At 63.4% G+C, this 21,494-nt stretch carries 16 protein-coding genes and 2 pseudogenes; 7 read left to right on the forward strand and 11 right to left on the reverse strand.

The window, feature by feature from the left end:
• Positions 1-19: 19 nt before the first annotated feature.
• Complete coding sequence (locus X733_RS157875; protein ID WP_023818152.1) at positions 20-673, reverse strand: hypothetical protein; 654 nt, start codon at positions 671-673, stop codon at positions 20-22.
• Positions 670-969 carry a DUF3572 domain-containing protein gene (locus X733_RS157870; RefSeq protein WP_023688310.1) on the reverse strand — a complete coding sequence of 100 codons (300 nt, stop codon included), beginning with the start codon at positions 967-969 and terminating at the stop codon, positions 670-672. Before X733_RS157870 ends, X733_RS157875 begins: the two co-directional genes overlap by 4 nt.
• Before the next feature lie 239 nt (positions 970-1,208).
• Between X733_RS157870 and X733_RS157865 the strand changes: the two genes are divergently transcribed.
• Positions 1,209-1,580 (forward strand): response regulator, encoded by a 372-nt coding sequence (locus tag X733_RS157865; protein ID WP_023667574.1) that lies wholly within the window; start codon positions 1,209-1,211, stop codon positions 1,578-1,580.
• Positions 1,581-1,604: 24 nt separating this feature from the next.
• Positions 1,605-2,978: a PleD family two-component system response regulator gene (locus X733_RS157860; RefSeq protein ID WP_023818153.1), complete on the forward strand. Its 1,374-nt coding sequence runs from the start codon at positions 1,605-1,607 to the stop codon at positions 2,976-2,978.
• A 407-nt stretch (positions 2,979-3,385) separates the two neighbouring features.
• Here the strand turns inward: X733_RS157860 and rpmG are convergent, their stop codons facing one another.
• From rpmG to X733_RS157825, 8 genes and pseudogenes are all read right to left on the reverse strand, one after another.
• The gene (rpmG, locus tag X733_RS157855) at positions 3,386-3,553 is read right to left on the reverse strand and encodes a 50S ribosomal protein L33 (RefSeq protein WP_006201775.1); all 168 of its coding nucleotides are present in this window, start codon (positions 3,551-3,553) and stop codon (positions 3,386-3,388) included.
• A 420-nt stretch (positions 3,554-3,973) separates the two neighbouring features.
• Positions 3,974-4,429 carry a hypothetical protein gene (locus X733_RS157850; protein WP_023688312.1) on the reverse strand — a complete coding sequence of 152 codons (456 nt, stop codon included), beginning with the start codon at positions 4,427-4,429 and terminating at the stop codon, positions 3,974-3,976.
• A gap of 116 nt (positions 4,430-4,545) precedes the next feature.
• Positions 4,546-5,721: an MFS transporter gene (locus X733_RS157845; RefSeq protein WP_023681570.1), complete on the reverse strand. Its 1,176-nt coding sequence runs from the start codon at positions 5,719-5,721 to the stop codon at positions 4,546-4,548.
• A 79-nt stretch (positions 5,722-5,800) separates the two neighbouring features.
• Complete coding sequence (locus X733_RS157840; RefSeq protein ID WP_023714243.1) at positions 5,801-6,541, reverse strand: NUDIX hydrolase; 741 nt, start codon at positions 6,539-6,541, stop codon at positions 5,801-5,803.
• Between the two features lie 87 nt (positions 6,542-6,628).
• Positions 6,629-7,081 carry a DUF983 domain-containing protein gene (locus X733_RS157835; protein ID WP_027050375.1) on the reverse strand — a complete coding sequence of 151 codons (453 nt, stop codon included), beginning with the start codon at positions 7,079-7,081 and terminating at the stop codon, positions 6,629-6,631.
• Positions 7,081-9,452, reverse strand: a pseudogene (rnr, locus tag X733_RS01000000165960) (ribonuclease R). The gene X733_RS157835 and the pseudogene rnr overlap by 1 nt, the downstream one beginning before the upstream one ends.
• Before the next feature lie 4 nt (positions 9,453-9,456).
• Positions 9,457-12,120, reverse strand: coding sequence for a type I DNA topoisomerase (gene topA, locus X733_RS157830; RefSeq protein WP_023725728.1), 2,664 nt, complete (start codon positions 12,118-12,120; stop codon positions 9,457-9,459).
• Positions 12,121-12,436: 316 nt separating this feature from the next.
• Positions 12,437-12,814 (reverse strand): hypothetical protein, encoded by a 378-nt coding sequence (locus X733_RS157825; protein WP_023725729.1) that lies wholly within the window; start codon positions 12,812-12,814, stop codon positions 12,437-12,439.
• A gap of 217 nt (positions 12,815-13,031) precedes the next feature.
• On the opposite strand from X733_RS157825, the gene X733_RS157820 reads away from it, so the two are divergent.
• The 4 genes from X733_RS157820 to X733_RS157805 all read left to right on the forward strand — a co-directional run bounded on the left by X733_RS157820 (position 13,032) and on the right by X733_RS157805 (position 18,827).
• A complete protein-coding gene (locus tag X733_RS157820) occupies positions 13,032-13,781 on the forward strand; it encodes a cytochrome c biogenesis CcdA family protein (RefSeq protein ID WP_023818154.1) in 750 nt (249 codons plus the stop codon).
• A gap of 792 nt (positions 13,782-14,573) precedes the next feature.
• Positions 14,574-15,962, forward strand: a complete 1,389-nt coding sequence (gene glmU / locus X733_RS157815; RefSeq protein ID WP_023818155.1) for a bifunctional UDP-N-acetylglucosamine diphosphorylase/glucosamine-1-phosphate N-acetyltransferase GlmU — start codon at positions 14,574-14,576, stop codon at positions 15,960-15,962.
• A 178-nt stretch (positions 15,963-16,140) separates the two neighbouring features.
• Entirely contained in the window at positions 16,141-17,964 is a 1,824-nt protein-coding gene (gene glmS, locus X733_RS157810) for a glutamine--fructose-6-phosphate transaminase (isomerizing) (RefSeq protein WP_023818156.1), read from the forward strand.
• 92 nt (positions 17,965-18,056) lie between these two features.
• Positions 18,057-18,827, forward strand: a complete 771-nt coding sequence (locus X733_RS157805) for a DUF502 domain-containing protein (protein WP_031193123.1) — start codon at positions 18,057-18,059, stop codon at positions 18,825-18,827.
• On the opposite strand, the pseudogene recG reads toward X733_RS157805, so the two are convergent.
• Positions 18,779-20,892: pseudogene (gene recG, locus X733_RS01000000165965) on the reverse strand (ATP-dependent DNA helicase RecG). The gene X733_RS157805 and the pseudogene recG overlap by 49 nt on opposite strands.
• Positions 20,893-21,200: 308 nt before the next feature.
• Between recG and X733_RS157800 the strand changes: the two are divergent.
• Positions 21,201-21,488, forward strand: a complete 288-nt coding sequence (locus tag X733_RS157800) for a succinate dehydrogenase assembly factor 2 (RefSeq protein WP_023681561.1) — start codon at positions 21,201-21,203, stop codon at positions 21,486-21,488.
• Positions 21,489-21,494 lie beyond the last annotated feature (6 nt).

Below are 21,494 nucleotides of genomic sequence, written 5' to 3' on the forward strand. Positions count from 1 at the left end.
AGCTTGGAGGCGCTTGGGCTTAAAGCCCGAGCGCGCTCGCGATCTTCGGCGCGGCCTCGTGCCAGTCCTCGACGGAGATGATGTCGTCGGGCACCGGCGGCATGAAGGCGCGCAGCGAATTGTCGGCCATCAGGTGGAAGAGATGCGCGTCGGCGACGGAATTGCGCGCCGAGATAAGATTGGCGGGCTGGTCGTCGACAAAGGCCACCGGCCGTCCGTTCTTGCCGCGCAGTTTCGCCACCGCCGGTCCCTTGGCCATCTCGGTGGTCAACAGCGGATAGGGCAGCCCGAGCGCATCGAGATGGGCGCGGCGCGCAGCGCGATGCCGGTGCGGCATGGCGGTCAAAAGGACGATCTCGGCGCGGTCGCCAAGGCTGGCAAGCGCTTGTTCGGCACCATCGGTGACGCTCTGCCAGTCGGCCTGCGTATCGAAGAAATCTCCGAGAAGTGCCGTCACCTCCGGCTGTTCGATCAGCCGGCCGCTCGCCGTTTCGGCAATGTTGCCGGTGAGACGGAACGAGGCCAGCGTCAGGCCGAAGCCGCGCGATTTCAGGAAATGCGGAAACGGCCGGATGAATTCGAGCACGACATCGTCGACATCGAGGATCAGCAGAGGCCGGTCGTCGGCTGCAAGTTCGGCGATCTGGCGTGCCGTCTCGGGATCGTCGCTCATATCGAATGCTCATGGTCGTCGCCGCCAAGAGGCAGCGCGCGCAACGCCTTGCCGACTGAGGCCGGCGGAGTGTCGGTTTCCTCGGCAAAGCGCAGCAAGGTCGGCTCGTGGGCGAGGATGAACTGCAGCACGCCGGCAAGGAATCCCGGTTCGGCCGCGGCGCGGCGGATGGCGGACGCCTCGATGCCGGTGATGGCCAGGAAGCGCGGCAGGAGTTCGGGGTCGGCGGCGACGAAGCCCAGTGCCTTCACGGCAATGGTTTCCGCTTCCTCGCGCATTGACGCTGCGTTTGCCATCACTACTTTCTCGTTGCGGAAATGAGTCTCTTTTCCGCAGTAATCGCAAGCGTCGCCTGCGGCAAGCCACAGCCCCGATCCAATGTGGTTTTCGAGGTGGAATCCGAATGGCTTTTGCCGCTTCGGGTTTCCATTTCGTCAATCATATTGCCTTAAGAGTGGGCGAGGGTTTGGTGTGCTTCGACAAGGGCGCATAGCGGCAGGGCTTCGGGCAGAAGCCTGGCCGGGACGGGAAATCGATGCCTAAGAAGGTCATGATCGTCGAGGACAACGAGCTCAATATGAAGCTCTTTCGCGACCTCATCGAAGCCAGCGGTTATGAAACGGTGCGCACGCGCAACGGGCTCGAGGCGCTCGATCTGGCGCGCCAGCACAGGCCCGACCTGATCCTGATGGACATCCAGCTGCCCGAAGTGTCGGGGCTGGAAGTGACGAAATGGCTGAAGGAGGACGACGACCTCCATTCCATTCCGGTCATCGCCGTCACCGCCTTCGCCATGAAGGGCGACGAGGAACGCATTCGCCAGGGCGGTTGCGAGGCCTACATCTCCAAGCCGATCTCGGTGCCGCGTTTCATCGAGACCATCAAATCCTATCTCGGTGATGCCTGATGCCTTCAGCCGGAGCCTTGTGACATGACCGCGCGGATCCTCGTCGTCGACGACATCCCTGCCAATGTCAAACTTCTCGAGGTTCGGCTGCTGGCCGAATATTTCGAGGTGTTGACGGCCTCCAACGGGCCGGACGCGATCGAGACCTGCGAAAACGGCAAGGTCGATGTCGTGCTGCTCGACGTGATGATGCCCGGCATGGACGGGTTCGAGGTCTGCAAGCGGCTGAAAAGCGATCCGGCGACCGCGCATATACCGGTGGTCATGGTGACCGCGCTGGGCCATGTTGCCGACCGGGTGCGCGGCCTCGAGGCAGGCGCCGACGACTTTCTCACCAAGCCGGTCAACGATCTGCAACTGATGACGCGGGTGAAGAGCCTGGTCAGGCTGAAGGCGCTGACCGACGAGCTGCGGCTGCGCGCATCGACCACCCGCAACATCGGCATCGAGGCGCTGTTGAGCCGCAGCTTCGCGTCGGAGGACGCCACGCCGAAGGTGCTGTTGATCGACGAGCGCAAATCGTCGGTTGAGCGCATCCAGAACATGCTGCGCGGCAGCGCCAAGCTCGACATTGCCACCGATCCGCATGCCGGCTTCTTCCAGGCCGCCGAGGCGCCCTATGAGTGCGTGCTGATCTCGACCGGTTTTACCGATTTCGATCCGCTGCGGTTGTGTTCGCAATTGCGTTCGCTCGACCGCACCCGCTTCCTGTCGATCATCCTGATTGCCGACGAAGGCGAGGAGGGCCGCATCATCAGAGGCCTCGAACTCGGCATCAACGACTATCTGATGCGGCCGATCGACCAGCAGGAGCTGACGGCGCGGCTGCGCACGCAGGTGCGCCGCAAGCGCTACAATGACCAGCTGCGCGCCAGCGTCACCCAGACCATAGAGATGGCGGTGACCGACGCATTGACCGGGCTGCACAACCGCCGCTACCTCGACAGCCATTTGCAGACGCTGTTCGACCGCGCCGTGGCGCGGCGGCGGCCTCTGTCTGTGATGATCACCGATCTCGACCGCTTCAAGACCGTCAATGACTCGCATGGCCATGACGGCGGCGACGATGTGCTGCGCGAGTTCGCAAGGCGGCTGCGCAAGAACGTCAGGGGCATCGACCTTGCCTGCCGCTTCGGCGGCGAGGAATTCGTCGTTGTGATGCCGGACACGGACGGCGCGGTGGCGGAGAAGGTTGCCGAGCGCATTCGCGCCGAAATCGCCCAGCTGCCGTTTGCCATCGGCCCTGAAGGCAAGGCGATCGAAGTCACGGTCAGCGTCGGCGTGTCATCGGTTCTGAAGGGCGCGGACACGGTCGCGGCGTTGATGAAACGTGCCGACGTGGCGCTCTACGAAGCCAAAAGTGGCGGCCGCAACCGGGTCGTCGCCAAGGCAGCGTAGGCTAGACCACCGATTATGCAGTCAATCGGACAGGGTTAGGAATTTACCTTAATCCAAGCGATTCGGCAGGCTTGGTTAAGAAACTATTGATTTTCAAACATTGTTGCGCAAATGTGCGGTGCAAGAACAAGGGCGATGCGGGCACGAGGGTAGACAGCCGCATCGCTTCGCCGAATACCCCATGATGCTCAGGTCCGCCGCATCTCCTGGGTCCGTGGGGTCGGCCGGCCGGCGCTGGCACATAGTGGCCTCCTCGTACCGCTGCCATACGCCGACCGGCCCCCTTTTTTGCCAAAAAATGAGATGAGCACTTCGCGCCAAACAGCGGAGGGTTCTGGCTTTCGGGGCCTTGAATCAAAAACGCCGCCCGGAGGGCGGCGCTTTTGACAGAGCGTATGAAAACCAGATTACTTGATCTTGGTTTCCTTGAACTCGACATGCTTCTTGGCGACCGGGTCGTATTTGCGGAACGACAGCTTGTCGGTCTTGGTACGGCTGTTCTTGCTGGTCACGTAGAAGAAACCGGTGTCGGCGGTCGACAGAAGCTTGATCTTGATGTTTGCGGCTTTGGCCATTGTATCAGTCCGTTATGTTCGTGGGGTTTTGGCCGCTGGAGCGGGGGAAAACACCCGGACGCGGGAAACTTGGCGCGACACATAAAGAACGTGCCCGGAAAGTCAAGCCCGACGCCTTGCCTGTGTCGTAAGCACATGAGTTGTCCGGATTAGGTAGCACATGAGTTGTCCGGTTTTATCATCGGCCCGATGGAGGCTGAGGATGAGACGGACAGCATGGCTATAGGCCGGCGAATGCCGGGACGCTGCGAAGCGGCGGGGTTCGGCAGGGTGGATTGGTCACCCCGAACAACCCTTCGCAGGCTCAGGGCGTTCGAATCTCGAAAAAGCAAGCAATTGGCTTTTCGTCCGCTACGGACCGCTTCTCACCTCACAACGGGAGAAGGTAAGGTCGCTGCTTCCCCTCAGCGGGCCGGATTTCTAGGCTTCTTCCTTAACTGGAAGCGCTTTCTTCCAGTCCCCGGTGGTGTTCCACCAGCGATTCGGATTGGCGCGGTCGTCCAGGCCCTTGGAGCGGCTGGCGAGGATCGGCTGGATGCGGATCACCGGCTCCTGGTAGGAATGCGCCTGGAAAATCGCCTCGACGACGCGGGCGGCGAGCACCTGGTCGTCGGGCAACTCGAACGAGACCTCGACGGTGCCGGGGCGGCGGCGCAGTTCGGTTTCGACGCCGGCGGCTGCACCTTCCAGCGGTCGGTAGCGTTCGATGCCGTGCGCCGTTTGATAGGCGTTGCGGTCGTATTTGCCCATTGCCAGCGGCGCGATCGCGACCACGGCGTCCATGATGCGGTCGACATCGGCTGCCGGGGCCTGGAAGCTGACAAGCAGCAGAAGCGTCATGCGCAGAGATGTGGTTTCAAAGCCGCTGTCGATCATCGCCGTATCCTCAAACTCGGGTTTTTTGGGACACCCTTTTAGCTGAGGTCTCCTGACACGGTTCTGTCAGCAGCGGCGACATCCCGTCAGGATTGCGCAGGCTGGCGACGGACAGGCTACCAGATCTTGCGGACCAGCCTGGCGCTGACCAAGGCGATATAGGCGGCAAAGAACAGGCCGAGCGACCAGCCGAAGCCGGAGGGCCCGAAGGCATCCATGCCGATGCCGATCGCCTGCGGGCCAAGCACCATGCCGACGCCGTAGCAGAGCACGAAGGCGGCGTTGGCCGAGGCCAGTTCATGGCCGGAGAGCTGCGAGCCCAGATGGGCAAGGCCGATCGTGTACATGGCGGCCACCACGCCGCCCCAGACGAACAGAAGCGCCGCCATCAGGTGCCAATTGCCGGCGAAGAACGGCATGAAGATGGTGCCGGCAAGTCCGACCGTGGCGCAGGCCAAAAGCAGATAGCGGCGGTCTGAGACGCGGTCGCTGATCATACCGATAGGGATCTGCAACAGCACGTTGCCGAGGCCGATCATGGTGAGCAGGAGGGCTGCATCCGCCTCGGAATAGCCGATGCGGTTGCCATAGACGGGGAACAGCGCAAAGCCGCCGGTCTCGACAGCGCCGAACACCAGCACGGCGGCGGTAGCTGTCGGCACCAGCCAGATATAGCGCAGGAAGTTGCTGGTTTCGCCGTCAACCACGATTGTGGGACTTTCATTCCGTGCGGCCAGCACCGGGATTGCGGCCAGCGCGACCAGGACGATGATGACGCCGAACGGCAAGAAGCCGGTGCTGCCGATATGGGCGAAGATCCATGGCCCGGCGGCGAAGCCGAGCGACAGCACGGTGGCGTAGATGCCGAGCACCAGGCCGCGCCGGCGCGGCGGCGCCGAGGTGCTGATCCAGAATTCCGACAGGATGAACAGCACCGTCAGCGCGATGTGCAGCACGACGCGTAGTGGGAACCACATCCAGAAGTCCGGCGCGAAGTGGAAGCCGACAAAGGCGAGCGCGCCGGCGGCGATCATGGCGATCATCGTCCAGGCGACGCCGAAGCGCATCGCCAGCGGCGTGGCCAGCGGGGCGCCGGCGATCGAGGCGAGGCCGGCGACCGCGGTGTTGAGGCCGATCATCGATGCCGAGTGGCCGCGGCTCTCGAGAATAACGCTGAGCAGCGGCATGCCGAGGCCTATGGCGATGCCGACGACGCTGATCGACGAGATCGCGGCGATCATCGGTAGCCAATGTACGCGCTCGTCGCCCTCTTGCTGGGTATCGACCGTCATGTGATGCCTGAATACTCTGTCTGTTTGATATTGCGTAATTCCGGACGGAAAACCGCGTCACACTTTTCCTGGAATTGCTCTAAAGAATTTCGCGAACGAAGCGGTTGCGGACAAGCCGGTAGAACGGCACGGACCCACCGGGTCGCAGGCGCGGATCGCCGGCAAGCCGCGTCTCCAGCTCCTGCAAGATCGTTCGGGTGATGTCGGGGATATCGGCCTCTCTGGCCTTGGCGAGCGGCAGCCAGACCAGTTCTTCCAGCTCATTGGTCGGGCCGCCACCCGGCAGTTCCACGGCGACATCGCTGCGCCAGGCGCTGAAGAAGCGGGTGTCGAAACGACGCACGCGATTGGGCGGGGTGATGGCGCGGGCAATGAAGCGCAGCGGCGCCAGCGAAGGCTGGACGCCGTGCTCGACAAAGCCCTGCCAGTCGCGTTTGTCGGTTGCGAACGAGCCTTTGCGGCCGATGAGCAGGCCGGCTTCCTCATAAGTCTCGCGGATGGCCGAGAGCGCGATGGCACGGGCCCGCGACGGGCTGATGCGGCCGACGCCGGCGGTCAGCCTGGCTTCTTCCTCCGGAAGCAATGGGGTGGCAACGGCAATGCGGCTGTCGGCCGAATCGGTGCGGCCGCCGGGAAAGACGAACTTGCCGGGCATGAAGGCGTGGCCTGCATGGCGCCGGCCCATCAGCACCAGAATCTCGTCGCCCTCGCGGTCGAGCAGGATCAGGGTGGCGGCATCGCGCGGGCGTATGGGCAGGCCGCTATGGGCGGCTGCGCCACGGTCCATCCTGCTGACTTCCGCCTTGGTCATACCTTCCATGCGCAGGACCTAGCGGAAACTTCTGGCAAACGAAAGTGGCCTTTCACGGTCGGCATGTTGCGCCAGGCGACATTGCCCTGACGCAAACTAGGTTCCGGGATGCGGCTCGGTGCCGTCTTTTTCGCCGCCGAAGCCGTGCATATAGAGCGCCCATTGCAGTCCGATGACGGCGCCCTTGACCGGTTGCAGCAGAGCGACCGACAGCACGATGGTCAACGGCACCCAAATGGCGATGTGCTGCCACATGGAGAGCGTCGACGTCGCCTCGACGCCCATGAAGGCGCCGAGAACGATGTGGCCGACGATGACGATGACGAGATAAGCGGGCAGGTCGTCGGCGCGGTGGTGGTGGAACTCCTCACCGCACGCGGCGCATTTGTCGACGCTTTTGGTGAACCCGGCGAACAACCTGCCTTCGCCGCAATGCGGGCAGCGGCCAAGGGCGCCGCGCTTCATCGCCGTCCACAGCGGGCGGGCGACTCGGCCCGAATGATGTTCGCCGCCGAAAACCTGCTTCTGGATTCCCATTTCGCTTGCCATTATCGTCTCCTGCCGCGCGACCCCGGGCGCGATTGCGACGCGCGGGCGCGGCCTTTTGCCTTGTGAAACGACCGTTTGGAGCCGGGCAGGGGCTTCGGGTCGGTCAGCATCTCGAAACGCATCGCGCCGGCCATAGGCGCCACCTCGATCAGGCGAACCTCGACGCGGTCGGCAAGCTGATAGCCCTTGCCGGTGCGTTCTCCGAACAGCGATCGCGCGGTTTCGTCATATATATAGTAATCGCCATCCAGACTTGACACCGGGATGAAGCCATCTGCGCCAAACTGCGGCAATTGGACAAATAGTCCCGATTTGGTGACGCCCGAAATGCGGGCGTCGAAGCGGTCGTCGATGCGCTCGGCGAGGTAGGCGGCGATCAGCCGGTCGACGGTGTCGCGCTCGGCCGCCATGGCGCGGCGCTCGGTGCCCGAGATCAGCACCGCGACGTCTTCCAGCCGCGTCGCTTCGTCCTGCGTCAGCCCGCCGGGGCCGAGNAGATCAGCACCGCGACGTCTTCCAGCCGCGTCGCTTCGTCCTGCGTCAGCCCGCCGGGGCCGAGCTCAAGTGCGGCAATCAGCCCGCGATGCACGATCAGATCGGCATAGCGACGGATCGGGGAGGTGAAATGCGCGTAGCGCTTCAGGTTGAGGCCGAAATGGCCGATGTTCTTGGGCGAATATTCGGCCTGACTCTGCGAGCGCAGCACCACTTCGTTGACTAGCCCCTCATTGTCGGCGCCACGCACGCGCTCGAGAATGCCGTTGAACTGGGCGGGCCGCATCTGCGCGCCACGCGCCAGCGACAGGCCGAGCGTCTGCAGGAACTCGCGCAGCGATTCCTGCTTGGCCAGCGACGGCGCATCGTGGACGCGGTAGACCAGCGCCTGCTTCTTCGCTTCCAGCGTTTCGGCGGCGGCGACATTGGCCTGGATCATGAATTCTTCGATCAGCTTGTGGGCGTCGAGCCGCTCCGGGACGACGACGCGGTCGACGGTGCCGTCCGGCTTGAGCAGGATCTTGCGCTCGGGCAGATCAAGCTCGAGCGGCTGGCGGCCATCGCGGCCGCGCTTGAGGATGGCGTAGGCGTCCCACAGCGGCTTCAGCACCGTATCGAGGATCGGGCCGGTCTTGTCGTCAGGAAGGCCGTCTATCGCGGCCTGGGCCTGCGGATAGGCGAGCTTTGCCGCCGATTTCATCATGACGCGGTGGAAGGTGTGACGCAGCTTGCGGCCATCGGCGGCAAAAATCATGCGCACGGCAAGCGCGGGACGGTCCTGGCCTTCGCGCAGCGAGCACAAGTCGTTGGAGATGCGCTCTGGCAGCATCGGCACGACGCGGTCGGGGAAATAGACAGAATTGCCGCGTTTCAGCGCCTCGCGATCGAGTGCGGTGCCATAGCGGACATAGGCTGCAACATCGGCGATCGCCACCGTGGCGATCACGCCGCCGGGGTTCTTCTCGTCGAGGTCGGGCGTGGCGAAGACGGCGTCGTCATGGTCCTTGGCGTCGGCCGGGTCGATGGTCACCAGCGGCAGGTCGCGCCAGTCCTCGCGGTGAGCAAGCGTCGCCGGTTTTACCGCCTCGGATTCGGCGATGACGTCGGCCGGGAAGATATGCGGAATGTCGTGCGCGTGGATGGCGATCATCGAGACCGCCTTTTCGCTGGTCAGCGAGCCCAGCACCGCCAGCACTTTTGCGCGCGGCAAACCATACCGGGAGGCCCGCGCGGGCTCGACCTCGACAAGGTCGCCGTTCCTGGCGCCGTTCTGGAATTCCTTGTCGACGATCAGTTCGGGCTGGCGACGTTCGACCGGCTCGATGCGGAAGGTGCCGTCCCTCAGGATCCGGAAGACGCCCAGCACGGCATCTGTCCGCTTCTCGAAAATCTTCATTACGCGGCCCGTATAGGCAGGCCCGGTCGCCTCGTCGGTCGGGAAGGTCTTGGCCAGCACACGGTCGCCAATGCCAGGCTGCGGGCCATTGCCGCCGCGGGAGACGCGGATCGAGATCACCGGCGGTTCGCCGGTGCCGACGGCCTCCGCCGGATGCGCCAGCAGAATACCGTCGCCGTCGCGGCCGAAAATGTCGAGCACGGCGACATGGGGCAGGGCGCCGACACGGGCCAGCCGCTTGCGCTCCTTGGTCAGGATGCCTTCGTCCTGCAGGTCGCGCAGAATGTCCTTCAGCCAGATGCGGTCGTCGCCGCGCAAGGCAAACGCCTTTGCGATGTCGCGTTTTCCCGCGCGGTCGGGGTTCTCGGCGATGTAGCGCAGGATTTCGTCACGCGAGGGCCTGTAGTCGTCCTTGACTTTGGCCCTCGTGTCGGCGGTGCGCGGATCGCCGTGGCTTCTACCGGTGATCCTGCGCGCCACGCTGCTATCCCTTTTTCTTCGCCGCCGGCTTCTTGGTCGCCGACTTCTTGGCTGTGGTTTTCTTGCCAGTGGTTGTTTTGGCAGTGGTTTTCTTGGCTGTGGGGGCCCTGGCGGCTGCCGCCTTGCGGAACGGCTTCTTGCCGCCGCCTTTGGCTTCCTTCTCGGCAATCAGCGCCACCGCGTCCTCGACGGTCACCGACTGCGGATCCTTGCCCTTGGGCAGTGTCGCGTTGACCTTGCCGTAGTTGACATAGGGCCCGTATTTGCCATCGCGCACGACGATCTTGCCGCCGCCATCGGGATGGTCGCCGAGTTCCTTCAGCGCCGCCGCAGTGCCGCCATTGCGGCCGCCCTTGCCCTTCAGCTGCTTCTCGGCGATCACGGTGACAGCGCGGTTGAGGCCGATCGAGAACACATCCTCTATGCTGTCGACATTGGCATAGGTGCCATCATGCAAAACGAATGGACCATAGCGGCCAAGCCCGGCGGAGATCATCTTGCCGGATTCAGGATGCTTGCCGATATCGCGCGGCAGCGACAGCAGCGCCAAGGCCTTTTCATGGTCGATCGAGTCGGGCGTCCAGCCCTTGGGCAGGCTGGACCGCTTGGCTTCCTTGCCGTCGCCGCGCTGGATATAAGGACCGAAGCGGCCTGAGCGCAGCGTGATTTCCTCTGCCGTGTAGGGATCGTTGCCGAGCACCTTGGTGCCGTCCTCGCCGCCGCCATTCTCGCCATTCGGGTTGGCGGCATCGCCGAGCTGGCGGGTAAAGGAACATTCCGGATAATTGGAGCAGCCGACGAAGGCGCCGAACTTGCCGAGTTTCAGCGACAGATTGCCGGAGCCGCATTTTGGGCAAATGCGGGGATTCGAGCCATCCTCCCGCGCGGGGAACACCAGCGGCGCCAGTTCCTCGTTCAGCGCATCGAGCACGTCGGTGACGCGCAGTTCCTTGATGTCGGCGACGGCGCCGGAAAAATCTTTCCAGAAGTCGCGCAGCACGTCCTTCCAGGCGAGCTTGCCGTCGGAAATCTCGTCAAGTTTTTCCTCCAGTGAGGCCGTGAAGTCATATTCGACATAGCGCTCGAAGAAGCTTTCGAGGAAAGCCGACAGCAGCCGGCCCTTGGCCTGCGGCACCAGCCGGCGCTTGTCGATGGTGACGTAGTCACGGTCTTCCAACGTCTTCAGGATCGCGGTGTAGGTCGACGGACGGCCGATGCCGAGCTCTTCCAGCTTCTTGATCAGCGACGCCTCGGAGTAGCGCGGCGGCGGCTCGGTGGTGTGCTGGGTGGCATTGATCGCCTGACGGGCCAGCTGCTCGCCGGCACGGATCTCGGGCAGACGACGGTTTTCCTCGTCTTCGGCGTCGTCGTCCTTCTGGTCGGTGTAGGCGGCGATGAAGCCGTCGAAGCGAACGACGGAACCGACGGCGCGAAGCTCCGCGGTGCGAGCGCCATTGACCGCCTCGATTTCGACCGTGGTACGCTCGATCTCGGCCGACTGCATCTGGCTGGCGATGGCGCGCTTCCAGATCAATTCGTAAAGCCGCAGCTGGTCGGAATCGAGATACTGCCTGACCGAAGCCGGCGTGCGCATGAAATCGGTCGGGCGGACCGCCTCGTGCGCTTCCTGGGCATTCTTGGCCTTGGCTGTGTACTGGCGCGGCTTTTCCGGGAGGTATCTTGGGCCGAATTCCTTGGCGATGGTGTCGCGGGCGGCGTCGATCGCCTCCGGCGCCATCTGCACGCCGTCGGTTCGCATATAGGTGATCAGGCCGGTGGTCTCGCCGCCGATCTCCATGCCTTCATAGAGGCGCTGCGCCACTTGCATGGTGCGCGTCGCCGAAAAGCCGAGGCCCGACGATGCCGCCTGCTGCAGCGTCGAAGTGGTGAAGGGCGGGCCAGGATTGCGCCGCGTCGGCTTGGCTTCCACCGACAGAGCCTTGAAGGTCGCGCCTTCGAGCATGCCCTTGATATCGTCGGCCTGCGCCTTGCTGGCGATGTCGAGCTTCTGCAGCTTCTTGCGCTCGAACGCGGTCAGCCGCGCCTCGAAGCTGTCGTTACGTGGCGTGCCGAGGAGGGCAGCGATCTGCCAGTATTCCTCGCGGACGAAACGTTCGATTTCGGATTCGCGGTCGCAGACCAGGCGCAGCGCCACCGACTGGACGCGGCCGGCGGAACGGGCGCCCGGCAATTTGCGCCACAGCACCGGCGACAGCGTGAAGCCGACGAGATAATCGAGTGCGCGGCGAGCCAGATAGGCATCGACCAATGGCGCATCGATCTGGCGCGGATTGGCCATCGCTTCCAGCACCGACGACTTGGTGATGGCATTGAAGACGACGCGGCTGACCGGCTTGTCCTTCAACACGCGCTTCTGCTTGAGCACCTCCAGCACGTGCCAGGAAATGGCTTCGCCCTCGCGATCCGGATCGGTGGCGAGGATCAGGCCATCGGCATCCTTGACCGCGTTGGCTATGTCGGTGAGACGCTTTCCGGACGCGGTGTCGACCGCCCAGGACATGGCGAAATCCTCGTCGGGACGCACCGAACCATCCTTGGCCGGCAGATCGCGGACATGGCCGAACGAGGCCAGAACCTTGAAGTTCTTGCCGAGATACTTGTTGATTGTCTTTGCCTTGGCCGGCGATTCGACGACGACGACGTCCATGAGGTCTCATATCAGCTGTGGGGCGGCAGAAGAATTCCGCTGCGTGACGCATTCAATTGGTCGCTCACATGGCCGCGCTTTTGCGATCGGTCAAGGGCAAGCGGCCAAAATGCGGAGGCGTGTGCCGCAATACACTCTTAGAGTGTATGGAGAAGATCACAAAATTTTTGTCTGGGACGGTTCGTGTTTCGAGCCACCGGGAAAGGCGCCGCGACCAGTTCGTGCTGCGCGTAAATGCCGAACTGGTCGCCGGGTCGCTTGGAGCCGGCGGCCAGCCGAGTCCCGCCGATGGGGTGCGGGATAGAGGTTCGGACGATCAGTCGGCCTTGACGATGTGCCAGACTTCGCCGACGCCGTCGCCCGTGATGTCACCGGCCTTCTTGTCCTTGATGAAGGTGTAGACCGGCTTGCCGTCATAGGCCCACATCTTGGTGCCGTCGGTGCGGTCGACGATGGTCCATTCGTCGTCCGCCTTAGCGCCGTCCTCGGCCTTCAGCGGCGGCCAGTTGGTGGCGCATTTGTCGTAGCAGTTGGTCTTGCCCTTCTCGTCCTTGTCATAGGTATAGAGCGTCATGCCATTGGCATCGGTGTAGATCTTGGTGCCACCGACTTCGGCTTCCTTCCACGCTTCGGCGGCGAAGGATGCGGCGGTGCTGAGCAGAAGGGCGGCCAGGCCGACGGTGATCGTTTTCATGGAAATCTCCCTGGTGATCCGACGAAGCGCGCAGAAATCGCGGCTTCGCTCTGTGAACGCTCGGCGAGGGACATTTCTTCCCCGGCTTGGTCAACTTGGGATTGGCCGCCAACAATTCGTCCGCCGGACCGTATCTGTAGCCAAATGCCACACGATGGTGATTGGCGAACACGGGTTTGCACCGCTATATCGGCGCCAGGGAATCTGGAGTTCTGGAATGCCATTGGACGTCGGCTATGTCAGCGCGGTCGGAGCGGGGGCGATCTCGTTCCTGTCGCCTTGCGTGCTGCCGCTGGTGCCTCCCTATCTCTGCTACATGGCCGGCGTGTCGGTCGACGATTTTCGCGGTGACGATGCCGGCGTCACGGCCAAGGCCGGCGCCCGCGGCGCGCTCATCTATTCCTCGCTCGCCTTCGTACTCGGTTTCTCCACCGTGTTCGTGGCGCTTGGCGCCGGCGCCTCGACCATCGGCCACTGGCTGCGCGTCTGGCAGGAGCCGCTGGCGATGGCTGCCGGGGTGCTGATCATCCTGATGGGGCTGAATTTCCTCGGCATCCTGCGCATCCCGCTTTTGTCGCGCGAGGCGCGCTTCCAGTCGCAGGGCAAGCCCGCCAGCATGGTCGCCGCCTATGTCATGGGGCTGGCCTTCGCCTTTGGCTGGACGCCGTGCATCGGCCCGGTGCTGGGGCCGATCCTGACCTTGGCCGGCGGCCGCGAGACGGTGGGCGAGGGCGCTCTTCTGCTTGCCGCCTATTCGCTTGGCCTCGGCATTCCGTTCCTGATTGCTGCCCTGTTCTCCGGCGCCTTCATGCGCTTCCTCGGCAAATTCCGCGTCCATCTCGGCCGCGTCGAAAAGGCGATCGGCGCGCTGCTGGTCGTCGCCGGCGTGTTCTTCCTCACCGGCGGCGTGCAGACGGTGTCCTACTGGCTGCTGGAGAATTTTCCGGTGCTGGGCCGGCTGGGGTAGGTGCTGGGCTTGACCCTAGGAATATCCGCTTCTGTGCACTTCAAATCGCCGTCCGATCTTCTCCGGAATGACTACCTCCTGGCCATCCGAGTCGATCCACGCACCATTTACAACTAAGCATTCTCCCATTGGGGCGGACGATCCATGTCCGTCCCACCCTGGGATGTTAAGATCGTGTTTGGGTGCGGTAGAGACCAACTCGTATCGCCATATCCTTGCCGATGTTGCGTCGATGGAGTTGTCGATTGACCAATTTTTATGCGCAATCGGTAGCGATTCCTTCTTATAGGCATCAAGCAACTGCAATCTGAGAGCCGCGATCAACACGCAGTTTGCCGCCTGTCCAAGATCAGGATGAACTAGATACTGAGCTCGCAAACCCATGGGGCTATTAAAGAAAATGTCAAAGGTCGTTGGCTTAACCCGCAAACAAAACCCAGCGCGATGACACCCGAATAATTCGGCTCGGTTCCCGGGCCTTACAGACGCATCTATCTTTCTTGAAGCGGCTTCCTTGCATATTCGCTCTACAATCTCGTCAAAAGCAGGCGAATTCTCCAACTCAAATCGCCGCCGTTTGTCGAAATCGGACCGAAAGGCCCAACTGACAGCTCGCGGGAACGAAATCTGGGTATTCATCCCCAAAGCACTTTCTGTCTCCTGCGGATGACCATACTTACCTGACGACCGCCAAGGGTCTTTGTTAGGTTTCTACCGAAATTCAGCCGCATTGGACCGCGATGCCTCCGGTGCTAAGACTGCAACGAATCTCGGTCCTCGGAAACTCCCAACATGCAAACCAGATCCTGCCTGTCCGTTATCCTCGCCGCCGGTGAAGGCACGCGCATGAAGAGCGCGACGCCGAAGGTGCTGCACCAGATCGCCGGACTGCCGATGGTCGCCCATGTGGTGAGGGCGGCAGAGGCCGCCGGCGCCCGCAGCCAGGCGCTGGTGATCGGCCATGGCGCCGAGGATATGCGCAAGGCAGCGGCGAAGTTCGCGCCCAAGGCCGAGACGTTCGTGCAGGAGAAGCGGCTCGGCACCGCGCATGCGGTGCTGGCCGCACGCGGTGCAATATCAACGGGTTATGACGACATTCTCGTGATGTTCGGCGACACGCCGCTGATCGATGCTGAAGCCCTGGTGACCGCGCGGCAAAAGCTTGCCGATGGCGCGGCCGTCGTGGTGATCGGTTTCCGTCCGCCCAGCCCGGCCGGCTATGGCCGGCTGATCGAAAAAGGTGGCAAGCTCACCGCCATCCGCGAGGAGAAGGACTGCTCCGCCGAGGAAAAGAAGATCGGCTTCTGCAATGCCGGCATGATGGCGGTGGCCGGCGCTCATGCGCTCGAACTGCTCGACAAGGTCGGCAACAAGAACGCCAAGGGCGAGTACTATCTCACCGACATCGTCGAGATCGCCAGTGCGAAAGGGCTCGATGTCGTCGCCACCGAAACGAGCTTCGAGAGCGCGCTCGGCATCAACAACAGGGCCGAGCTGGCGCAGGCGGAAGGCATCTGGCAACAGCGTCGTCGGGACGAGGCGATGCTGTCGGGCGTAACGCTGATTGCGCCGGACACCGTGTATTTCTCGCACGATACCGAAATCGGCGCCGACACCATCGTCGAGCCCAATGTCTGGTTCGGCCCGGGCGTGAAAATCGCCGGCGGCGCCAAGATCCACGCCTTCAGCCACATCGAAGGCGCGACCGTCGCTGCCAATTGCGACGTCGGTCCGTTCGCACGGCTCAGGCCAGGCGCCGATCTCCGCGAGAAAGCCAAGGTCGGCAATTTCTGCGAGGTCAAGCAGGCGGTCATCGAGGAGGGCGCCAAGGTCAATCATCTGACTTATATCGGCGATGCCCGTGTGGGCGCGGGGGCCAATATCGGCGCCGGCACCATTACCTGCAACTATGACGGCTACTCGAAGTTTTTCACCGACATCGGCGAGGGCGCCTTCATCGGTTCGAACTCGTCGCTGGTGGCGCCGGTTACGATCGGCAAGGGCGGCTACATCGCATCGGGTAGCGTCATAACCGAAAGCGTGCCGGACGATGCGCTGGCCTTCGGCCGCGCCCGCCAGAAGACCATTCCCGGCAAGGGCAAGGAATTGCGCGAGCGCTTCGCGTCTGCCGCAGCGGCGAAGAAAAAGGCCGGCACCGCCATTAACCGCCGAAGCAATTGAACAACCGAGGAATTGCGGTAACCGGATTGCAAGAGCGGTGTGTCATGGTGCATCGGGTTGAGAAGCGTTCCGTTACAGCAGACGAAACGCAAAGTGACTTTCGCGGCGGGCCGGCAATCCCTAGATAGCGCTGGTTTTCCATCGGGACTGGTTTTCCAGGTGAATCGGGGGCAGGCGCATGTGCGGTATCGTCGGAATTGTCGGCCAGAGCCAAGTCGCGCCGCTCATTGTCGATGCTTTGAAGCGGCTTGAATATCGTGGCTATGACTCGGCCGGCGTCGCTACAGTCGAGAAGGGCGCGCTCGGCCGCCGCCGCGCCGAAGGCAAGCTGATCAACCTCGAACGCCTGCTGAAAAACGAGCCGCTCGATGGCACGATCGGCATCGGCCATACGCGCTGGGCCACCCATGGCGTGCCCAACGAGACCAATGCGCATCCGCATTTCTCCGACGGCGTCGCCATCGTCCACAACGGCATCATCGAGAATTTCGCCGAATTGCGCGACGAGCTGATCCGCGACGGCTATGTCTTCTCGTCGCAGACCGACACCGAAGTTGTCGCACATCTGGTGGCGCGGGAACTCGCCAAAGGACTGAAGCCGATCGAGGCAGCGCACCAGGCGCTGAAGCGGCTGGAAGGCGCCTTTGCGCTGGCCATCATGTTCACTGGCGATGAGGATCTCATCGTTGGCGCCCGCAACGGCCCGCCGCTGGCCGTCGGCCATGGCGATGGCGAAATGTTCCTGGGCTCCGACGCCATTGCGCTCGCCCCGTTCACCAACTCGATCACCTATCTCGAAGACGGTGACTGGGCGGTGGTACGCCGCGACGGCGTCACCATCTTCGACATCGACGGCAAGAAGGTCGAGCGCAAGCGCCAGCAATCGCTGTCGACCAGCTTCATGGTCGACAAGGGCAACCGCCGCCACTTCATGGAAAAGGAAATCCATGAGCAGCCGGAAGTGATCTCGCACACGCTGGCGCACTATGTCGATTTCGTCTCCGGCGTGTCGAAGCCGCTGGACCTGCCTTTCGATTTCGCCAAGATCAGCCGGCTGGCGATCTCGGCCTGCGGCACTGCCTATCTCGCCGGGCTGATCAGCAAATACTGGTTCGAGCGCTATGCGCGGCTGCCGGTCGACATCGATGTCGCCTCGGAATTCCGCTACCGCGAAATGCCGCTATCGGCGGATGATGCCGCCTTCTTCATCTCGCAGTCGGGCGAAACTGCCGACACGCTGGCCTCGCTGCGCTATTGCCGCAAGGCCGGCATGAAGATCGGCGCCATCGTCAACGTGCGCGAATCGACCATGGCGCGCGAATCCGACGTCGTGCTGCCGACACTGGCCGGGCCGGAGATCGGCGTCGCCTCGACCAAGGCTTTCACCTGCCAGCTCTCGGTGCTGGCGTCGCTTGCGGTACGCGCCGGCGTGGCGCGCGGTACGATCTCGAAGGACGAGGAAAAGACGCTGGTGCGCGCGCTTTCGGAGGCGCCGCGCTACGCTAACCAGGTGCTGAAGCTTGAAGAGCAGATCGAGCGCATCGCGCGCGAAATCTCGCGCTACAAGGACGTGCTCTATCTCGGCCGCGACACCAATTTCCCGCTGGCCATGGAAGGCGCACTGAAACTCAAGGAAATCTCCTACATCCACGCCGAGGGCTACGCCGCGGGCGAGCTGAAGCATGGGCCTATCGCGCTGATCGACGAGAACATGCCGGTCATCGTCATCGCGCCGCATGACCGTATCTTCGAAAAGACCGTGTCGAACATGCAGGAAGTGGCGGCGCGCGGCGGCAAGATCATCCTGATCACCGACGCCAAGGGCGCGGCGCAGGTCAGCGTCAAGACGATGGAGACGATCATCCTGCCCGACGTGCCGGAAATCATCTCGCCGATCATCTATGCGCTGCCGATCCAGATGCTGGCCTACTACGCCGCCGTGTTTATGGGGACAGACGTCGACCAGCCGCGCAATCTGGCGAAATCGGTGACGGTGGAGTAGTCGGCGCTCATCGGCGGTCTTAAAAACTTCGCGGTTCCAAAGCGCCGTCCGCTTCACTAGTGTGGCGCTGCAACCCGCGTCCCCGGTGAACCATGTCCGATGCTCCCAGAACTTCCGGCATGACCCGGCTGAGGAACTATTTCCTCACAGGCTTTATCGTCTGCGCGCCGCTGGCGATCACCGCCTATATCGCCTGGTCGTTCGTCGGCTGGGTCGATTCCTGGGTGAAGCCGTACATTCCGGCGCGCTACAGCCCCGACACCTATTTGCCGTTTCCGGTGCCCGGCTTCGGCCTGATCGTGGCGCTCGTGCTGATCACGCTGATCGGCTTCATGACCGCCAACATCGTCGGTCGCGCCATCGTCAATTTCGGCGAACGGCTGCTGGGCCGTATGCCGCTGGTGCGCGGCATCTACGGTTCGCTGAAGCAGATTTTCCAGACGGTGCTGTCGAACAAGGGCGATATGTTCCGCCAGGTCGGGCTGGTCGAATATCCGCGAAAAGGCGTCTGGTCGCTGGTCTTCGTCGCCAGCGAGAAGGAAACCGAGATCAACCAGAAGCTCGACCATGCAGGCGACCCGATGATCGCCGTGTTCATGCCGTGCACGCCGAACCCTACCACCGGTTTCCTGATGTACGTGCCGAAATCCGACATCGTGCTGCTCGACATGACGATCGAGGACGGCGCCAGGCTGATCGTCTCGGCCGGGCTGGTGGCGCCCGAAGTCAAGCCGAAAATGGTGACGATGAACGGCCAGCCGATCGACGGAGATCTCGCCAACCCGCCGCTTGGCGGGCTGATCGCCGAGGGTGCTCAGCCGGCACGCAAGAGCCGCACGGCCTCGTCGCGGCCGAACAAATAGAGCAGCAGCCGCAGCGCCTCGCCGCGCTCAGACTGTAGTTCCGGGTCGCGCGACAGGACCAGCCTTGCATCGTCGCGGGCTGCTTCGAGCAAGTCGGCGTGCATCTCGATGCGCGCCACCTGGAAGCCCGGCGTGCCGGACTGGCGGGTGCCGAGCAATTCGCCTTCGCCGCGCAGCTTCAGATCCTCTTCGGCGATCAGGAAACCGTCCTCGGTCTCGCGCATCACCGACAGCCGGCGCTTTGCCGTCTCGCCGAGCGGGTCCTTGTAGAGCAGCACGCAGGAAGAAGGCTTGTCGCCGCGCCCGACGCGGCCGCGCAGCTGGTGCAGTTGCGCCAGGCCAAAACGTTCGGCATGCTCGATGACCATGATGGTGGCGTCCGGCACGTCGACGCCGACCTCGATGACGGTGGTGGCGATCAAGATGCGGGTTTCGCCGGCCTTGAACGCGCGCATCGCCTCGTCCTTTTCGGCGCCCTTCATGCGGCCGTGGACGAGGCCGATGCGATCGCCGAACAAGGGCTGCAGCGAGGCAAAACGGTCCTCGGCCGACATCAACTTGATCTCTTCGGATTCCTCGACCAGCGGGCAGATCCAGTAGATCTTCTGGCTGTCGGCAACCGCGTCCAGCATGCGACCGACCAGTTCGTCCAGCCGTTCCAGTGGCAGCGTGACGGTGCGGATCGGCTGGCGGCCAACCGGCTTTTCCGTCAGCTTGGAGACGTCCATGTCGCCGAAGGCGGTCAGCACCAGAGTGCGCGGGATCGGCGTCGCCGTCATCACCAGCATGTCCGGGGCGTCGCCTTTGGCGGTGATGGCAAGCCGCTGGTGGACGCCGAAGCGGTGTTGCTCGTCGACCACGGCAAGCAAGAGGTCGTGATAGGTCACCGCTTCCTGGAACAGCGCATGGGTGCCGACGACGATGTCGATGTCGCCGCTGGCCAGGCCCGCCAGCGTATCGGCGCGCTCGCGGCCCTTTTCGCGACCGGTGAGGATGGCGACGCGCAGGCCAGCCTGTTCGGCCAGCGGCGTGATTGTCGCCAGATGCTGGCGCGCCAGGATTTCGGTCGGCGCCATCAACGCCGCCTGGCCACCGGCCTCCACCGCGCGCGCCATGGCGAGCAGCGCCACCACCGTCTTGCCGGAGCCGACATCGCCTTGCAGCAGGCGCAGCATGCGCTCAGGGTCGGCCAGATCGGCATTGATTTCGGCAAGCGCGAATTCCTGGCTGCCGGTCAATGAATAGGGCAGGGCCGCACGCAGTTTCTCGACGATGCGGCCGTCGCCGATCAGCGGCCGGCCCGACAGCCGGCGCACCTTTGCCCGCACCAGCGCCAGCGAGACCTGGCCGGCGAGAAGCTCGTCATAGGCAAGGCGGCGCCATGCCACCCCCTCGATGGCGACATCGAGGGGGTCCGCGGGATAGTGGATGCGGGCGAGCGCGTCGGCAAAGGCCGGAAAGGTCTGCTTGCGCATGAAGGCGTCGTCTTGCCACTNCACTCCGGCAATTCCGCCAGCCGGCCGAGCGCCTGGCCGATGGCGCGGCGCAGCACTTTTCCGGACAGGCCCGCAGTGAGCGGATAGACCGGTTCGACCAGCGGCAGGTTCTCAGTGTCACCTGCCAAAGCGATATGGTCGGGATGGACCATGGTCGGGCGGCCGTTGAACCATTCCATACGGCCGGAGACGACGACATGCTCGCCCACCGGCATCGCTTTTTCGAGATAGGCGGCATGGGCGTGGAAGAAGGTCAACCCGATCTCGCCGGTGTCGTCATGGGCATAGACGCGGTAAGGCACCGACCGGTTGCCGCGCGGCGGCGGCTGGTGGCGGTCGATGCGCACGTCGAGCGTGACGATGGCGCCTGCAGGCGCAAGCGCGATGCTGGGACGATTGCGACGGTCGATGACGGTGTGCGGCAGCACGAACAACAGGTCGCCCGCGCGCGCCGGCCGTTCGCCGAGATCGGCCGCCACCACCTTCTCGATCAGAGCGCCAACCTTGGGGCCGACGCCGGCAAGCGAAGTGATGGGGACGAAGAGAGGGTCGAGGAGGGAGGGGCGCATGCCTTTACCCTCCCCCCTGTGGGGAGGGTCGATCCGCGAAGCGGAGCGGGGTGGGGGTAGGTGCGCGTCTAACTTCAGAAGAAGGCGGCGCACCAGCGCCGCACCCCGTCTCACTCGCTTCGCTTTGCGAAGCGTGCTCGCCGACCCTCCCCACAAGGGGGAGGGTGAAGTGCGGGCGGTGTCCGGCACCAGCGTTGTCAGGAGTGTTCTTCACACCCGGGATGTTTAGCCGCCCACCCGTGCGTTGCAAGGCTGACACCGCCCTCTATCCACGCTATATGCGCCGCACCAAGCAAGGATGCGGCACGATGACCGGGACGAAACGATCAAGCGAGGGGCTGGATATCAGGCGCCGCAAGCTGTTGTTCCGCTCCTGGCATCGCGGGATGCGCGAGATGGACCTTATCCTCGGTACGTTCGCCGACAACGAGATCGGCGCCTTGACCGGCGATGAAATCGACCAATATGAAAGGCTGCTCGACATTCCCGACACCGAATTCCTGCCCATGGTCACCGGCGAACGCCCGGTTCCCAGGAATATCGACTGTGCCGTCCTGCAAAAGATCCTGGCATCGCGCCGGACCATGACATTTTAAACGTGC

The sequence above is a fragment of the Mesorhizobium sp. L2C066B000 genome (assembly GCF_000502335.1).
Lineage (GTDB): Bacteria > Pseudomonadota > Alphaproteobacteria > Rhizobiales > Rhizobiaceae > Mesorhizobium.

What these genes read in the sequence shown, in the direction of transcription:
- rpmG (WP_006201775.1), bottom strand. Translation starts at nt 3,553, where the DNA reads ATGGCCAAAGCCGCAAACATCAAGATCAAGCTTCTGTCGACCGCCGAC.
- X733_RS157805 (WP_031193123.1), top strand. Translation starts at nt 18,057, where the DNA reads ATGTCCGATGCTCCCAGAACTTCCGGCATGACCCGGCTGAGGAACTAT.
- glmS (WP_023818156.1), top strand. Translation starts at nt 16,141, where the DNA reads ATGTGCGGTATCGTCGGAATTGTCGGCCAGAGCCAAGTCGCGCCGCTC.
- X733_RS157860 (WP_023818153.1), top strand. Translation starts at nt 1,605, where the DNA reads ATGACCGCGCGGATCCTCGTCGTCGACGACATCCCTGCCAATGTCAAA.
- X733_RS157835 (WP_027050375.1), bottom strand. Translation starts at nt 7,081, where the DNA reads ATGGCAAGCGAAATGGGAATCCAGAAGCAGGTTTTCGGCGGCGAACAT.
- X733_RS157850 (WP_023688312.1), bottom strand. Translation starts at nt 4,429, where the DNA reads ATGATCGACAGCGGCTTTGAAACCACATCTCTGCGCATGACGCTTCTG.
- glmU (WP_023818155.1), top strand. Translation starts at nt 14,574, where the DNA reads ATGCAAACCAGATCCTGCCTGTCCGTTATCCTCGCCGCCGGTGAAGGC.
- X733_RS157875 (WP_023818152.1), bottom strand. Translation starts at nt 673, where the DNA reads ATGAGCGACGATCCCGAGACGGCACGCCAGATCGCCGAACTTGCAGCC.
- X733_RS157820 (WP_023818154.1), top strand. Translation starts at nt 13,032, where the DNA reads ATGCCATTGGACGTCGGCTATGTCAGCGCGGTCGGAGCGGGGGCGATC.
- X733_RS157845 (WP_023681570.1), bottom strand. Translation starts at nt 5,721, where the DNA reads ATGACGGTCGATACCCAGCAAGAGGGCGACGAGCGCGTACATTGGCTA.
- X733_RS157825 (WP_023725729.1), bottom strand. Translation starts at nt 12,814, where the DNA reads ATGAAAACGATCACCGTCGGCCTGGCCGCCCTTCTGCTCAGCACCGCC.
- X733_RS157800 (WP_023681561.1), top strand. Translation starts at nt 21,201, where the DNA reads ATGACCGGGACGAAACGATCAAGCGAGGGGCTGGATATCAGGCGCCGC.
- X733_RS157840 (WP_023714243.1), bottom strand. Translation starts at nt 6,541, where the DNA reads ATGGAAGGTATGACCAAGGCGGAAGTCAGCAGGATGGACCGTGGCGCA.
- X733_RS157865 (WP_023667574.1), top strand. Translation starts at nt 1,209, where the DNA reads ATGCCTAAGAAGGTCATGATCGTCGAGGACAACGAGCTCAATATGAAG.
- X733_RS157870 (WP_023688310.1), bottom strand. Translation starts at nt 969, where the DNA reads ATGGCAAACGCAGCGTCAATGCGCGAGGAAGCGGAAACCATTGCCGTG.
- topA (WP_023725728.1), bottom strand. Translation starts at nt 12,120, where the DNA reads ATGGACGTCGTCGTCGTCGAATCGCCGGCCAAGGCAAAGACAATCAAC.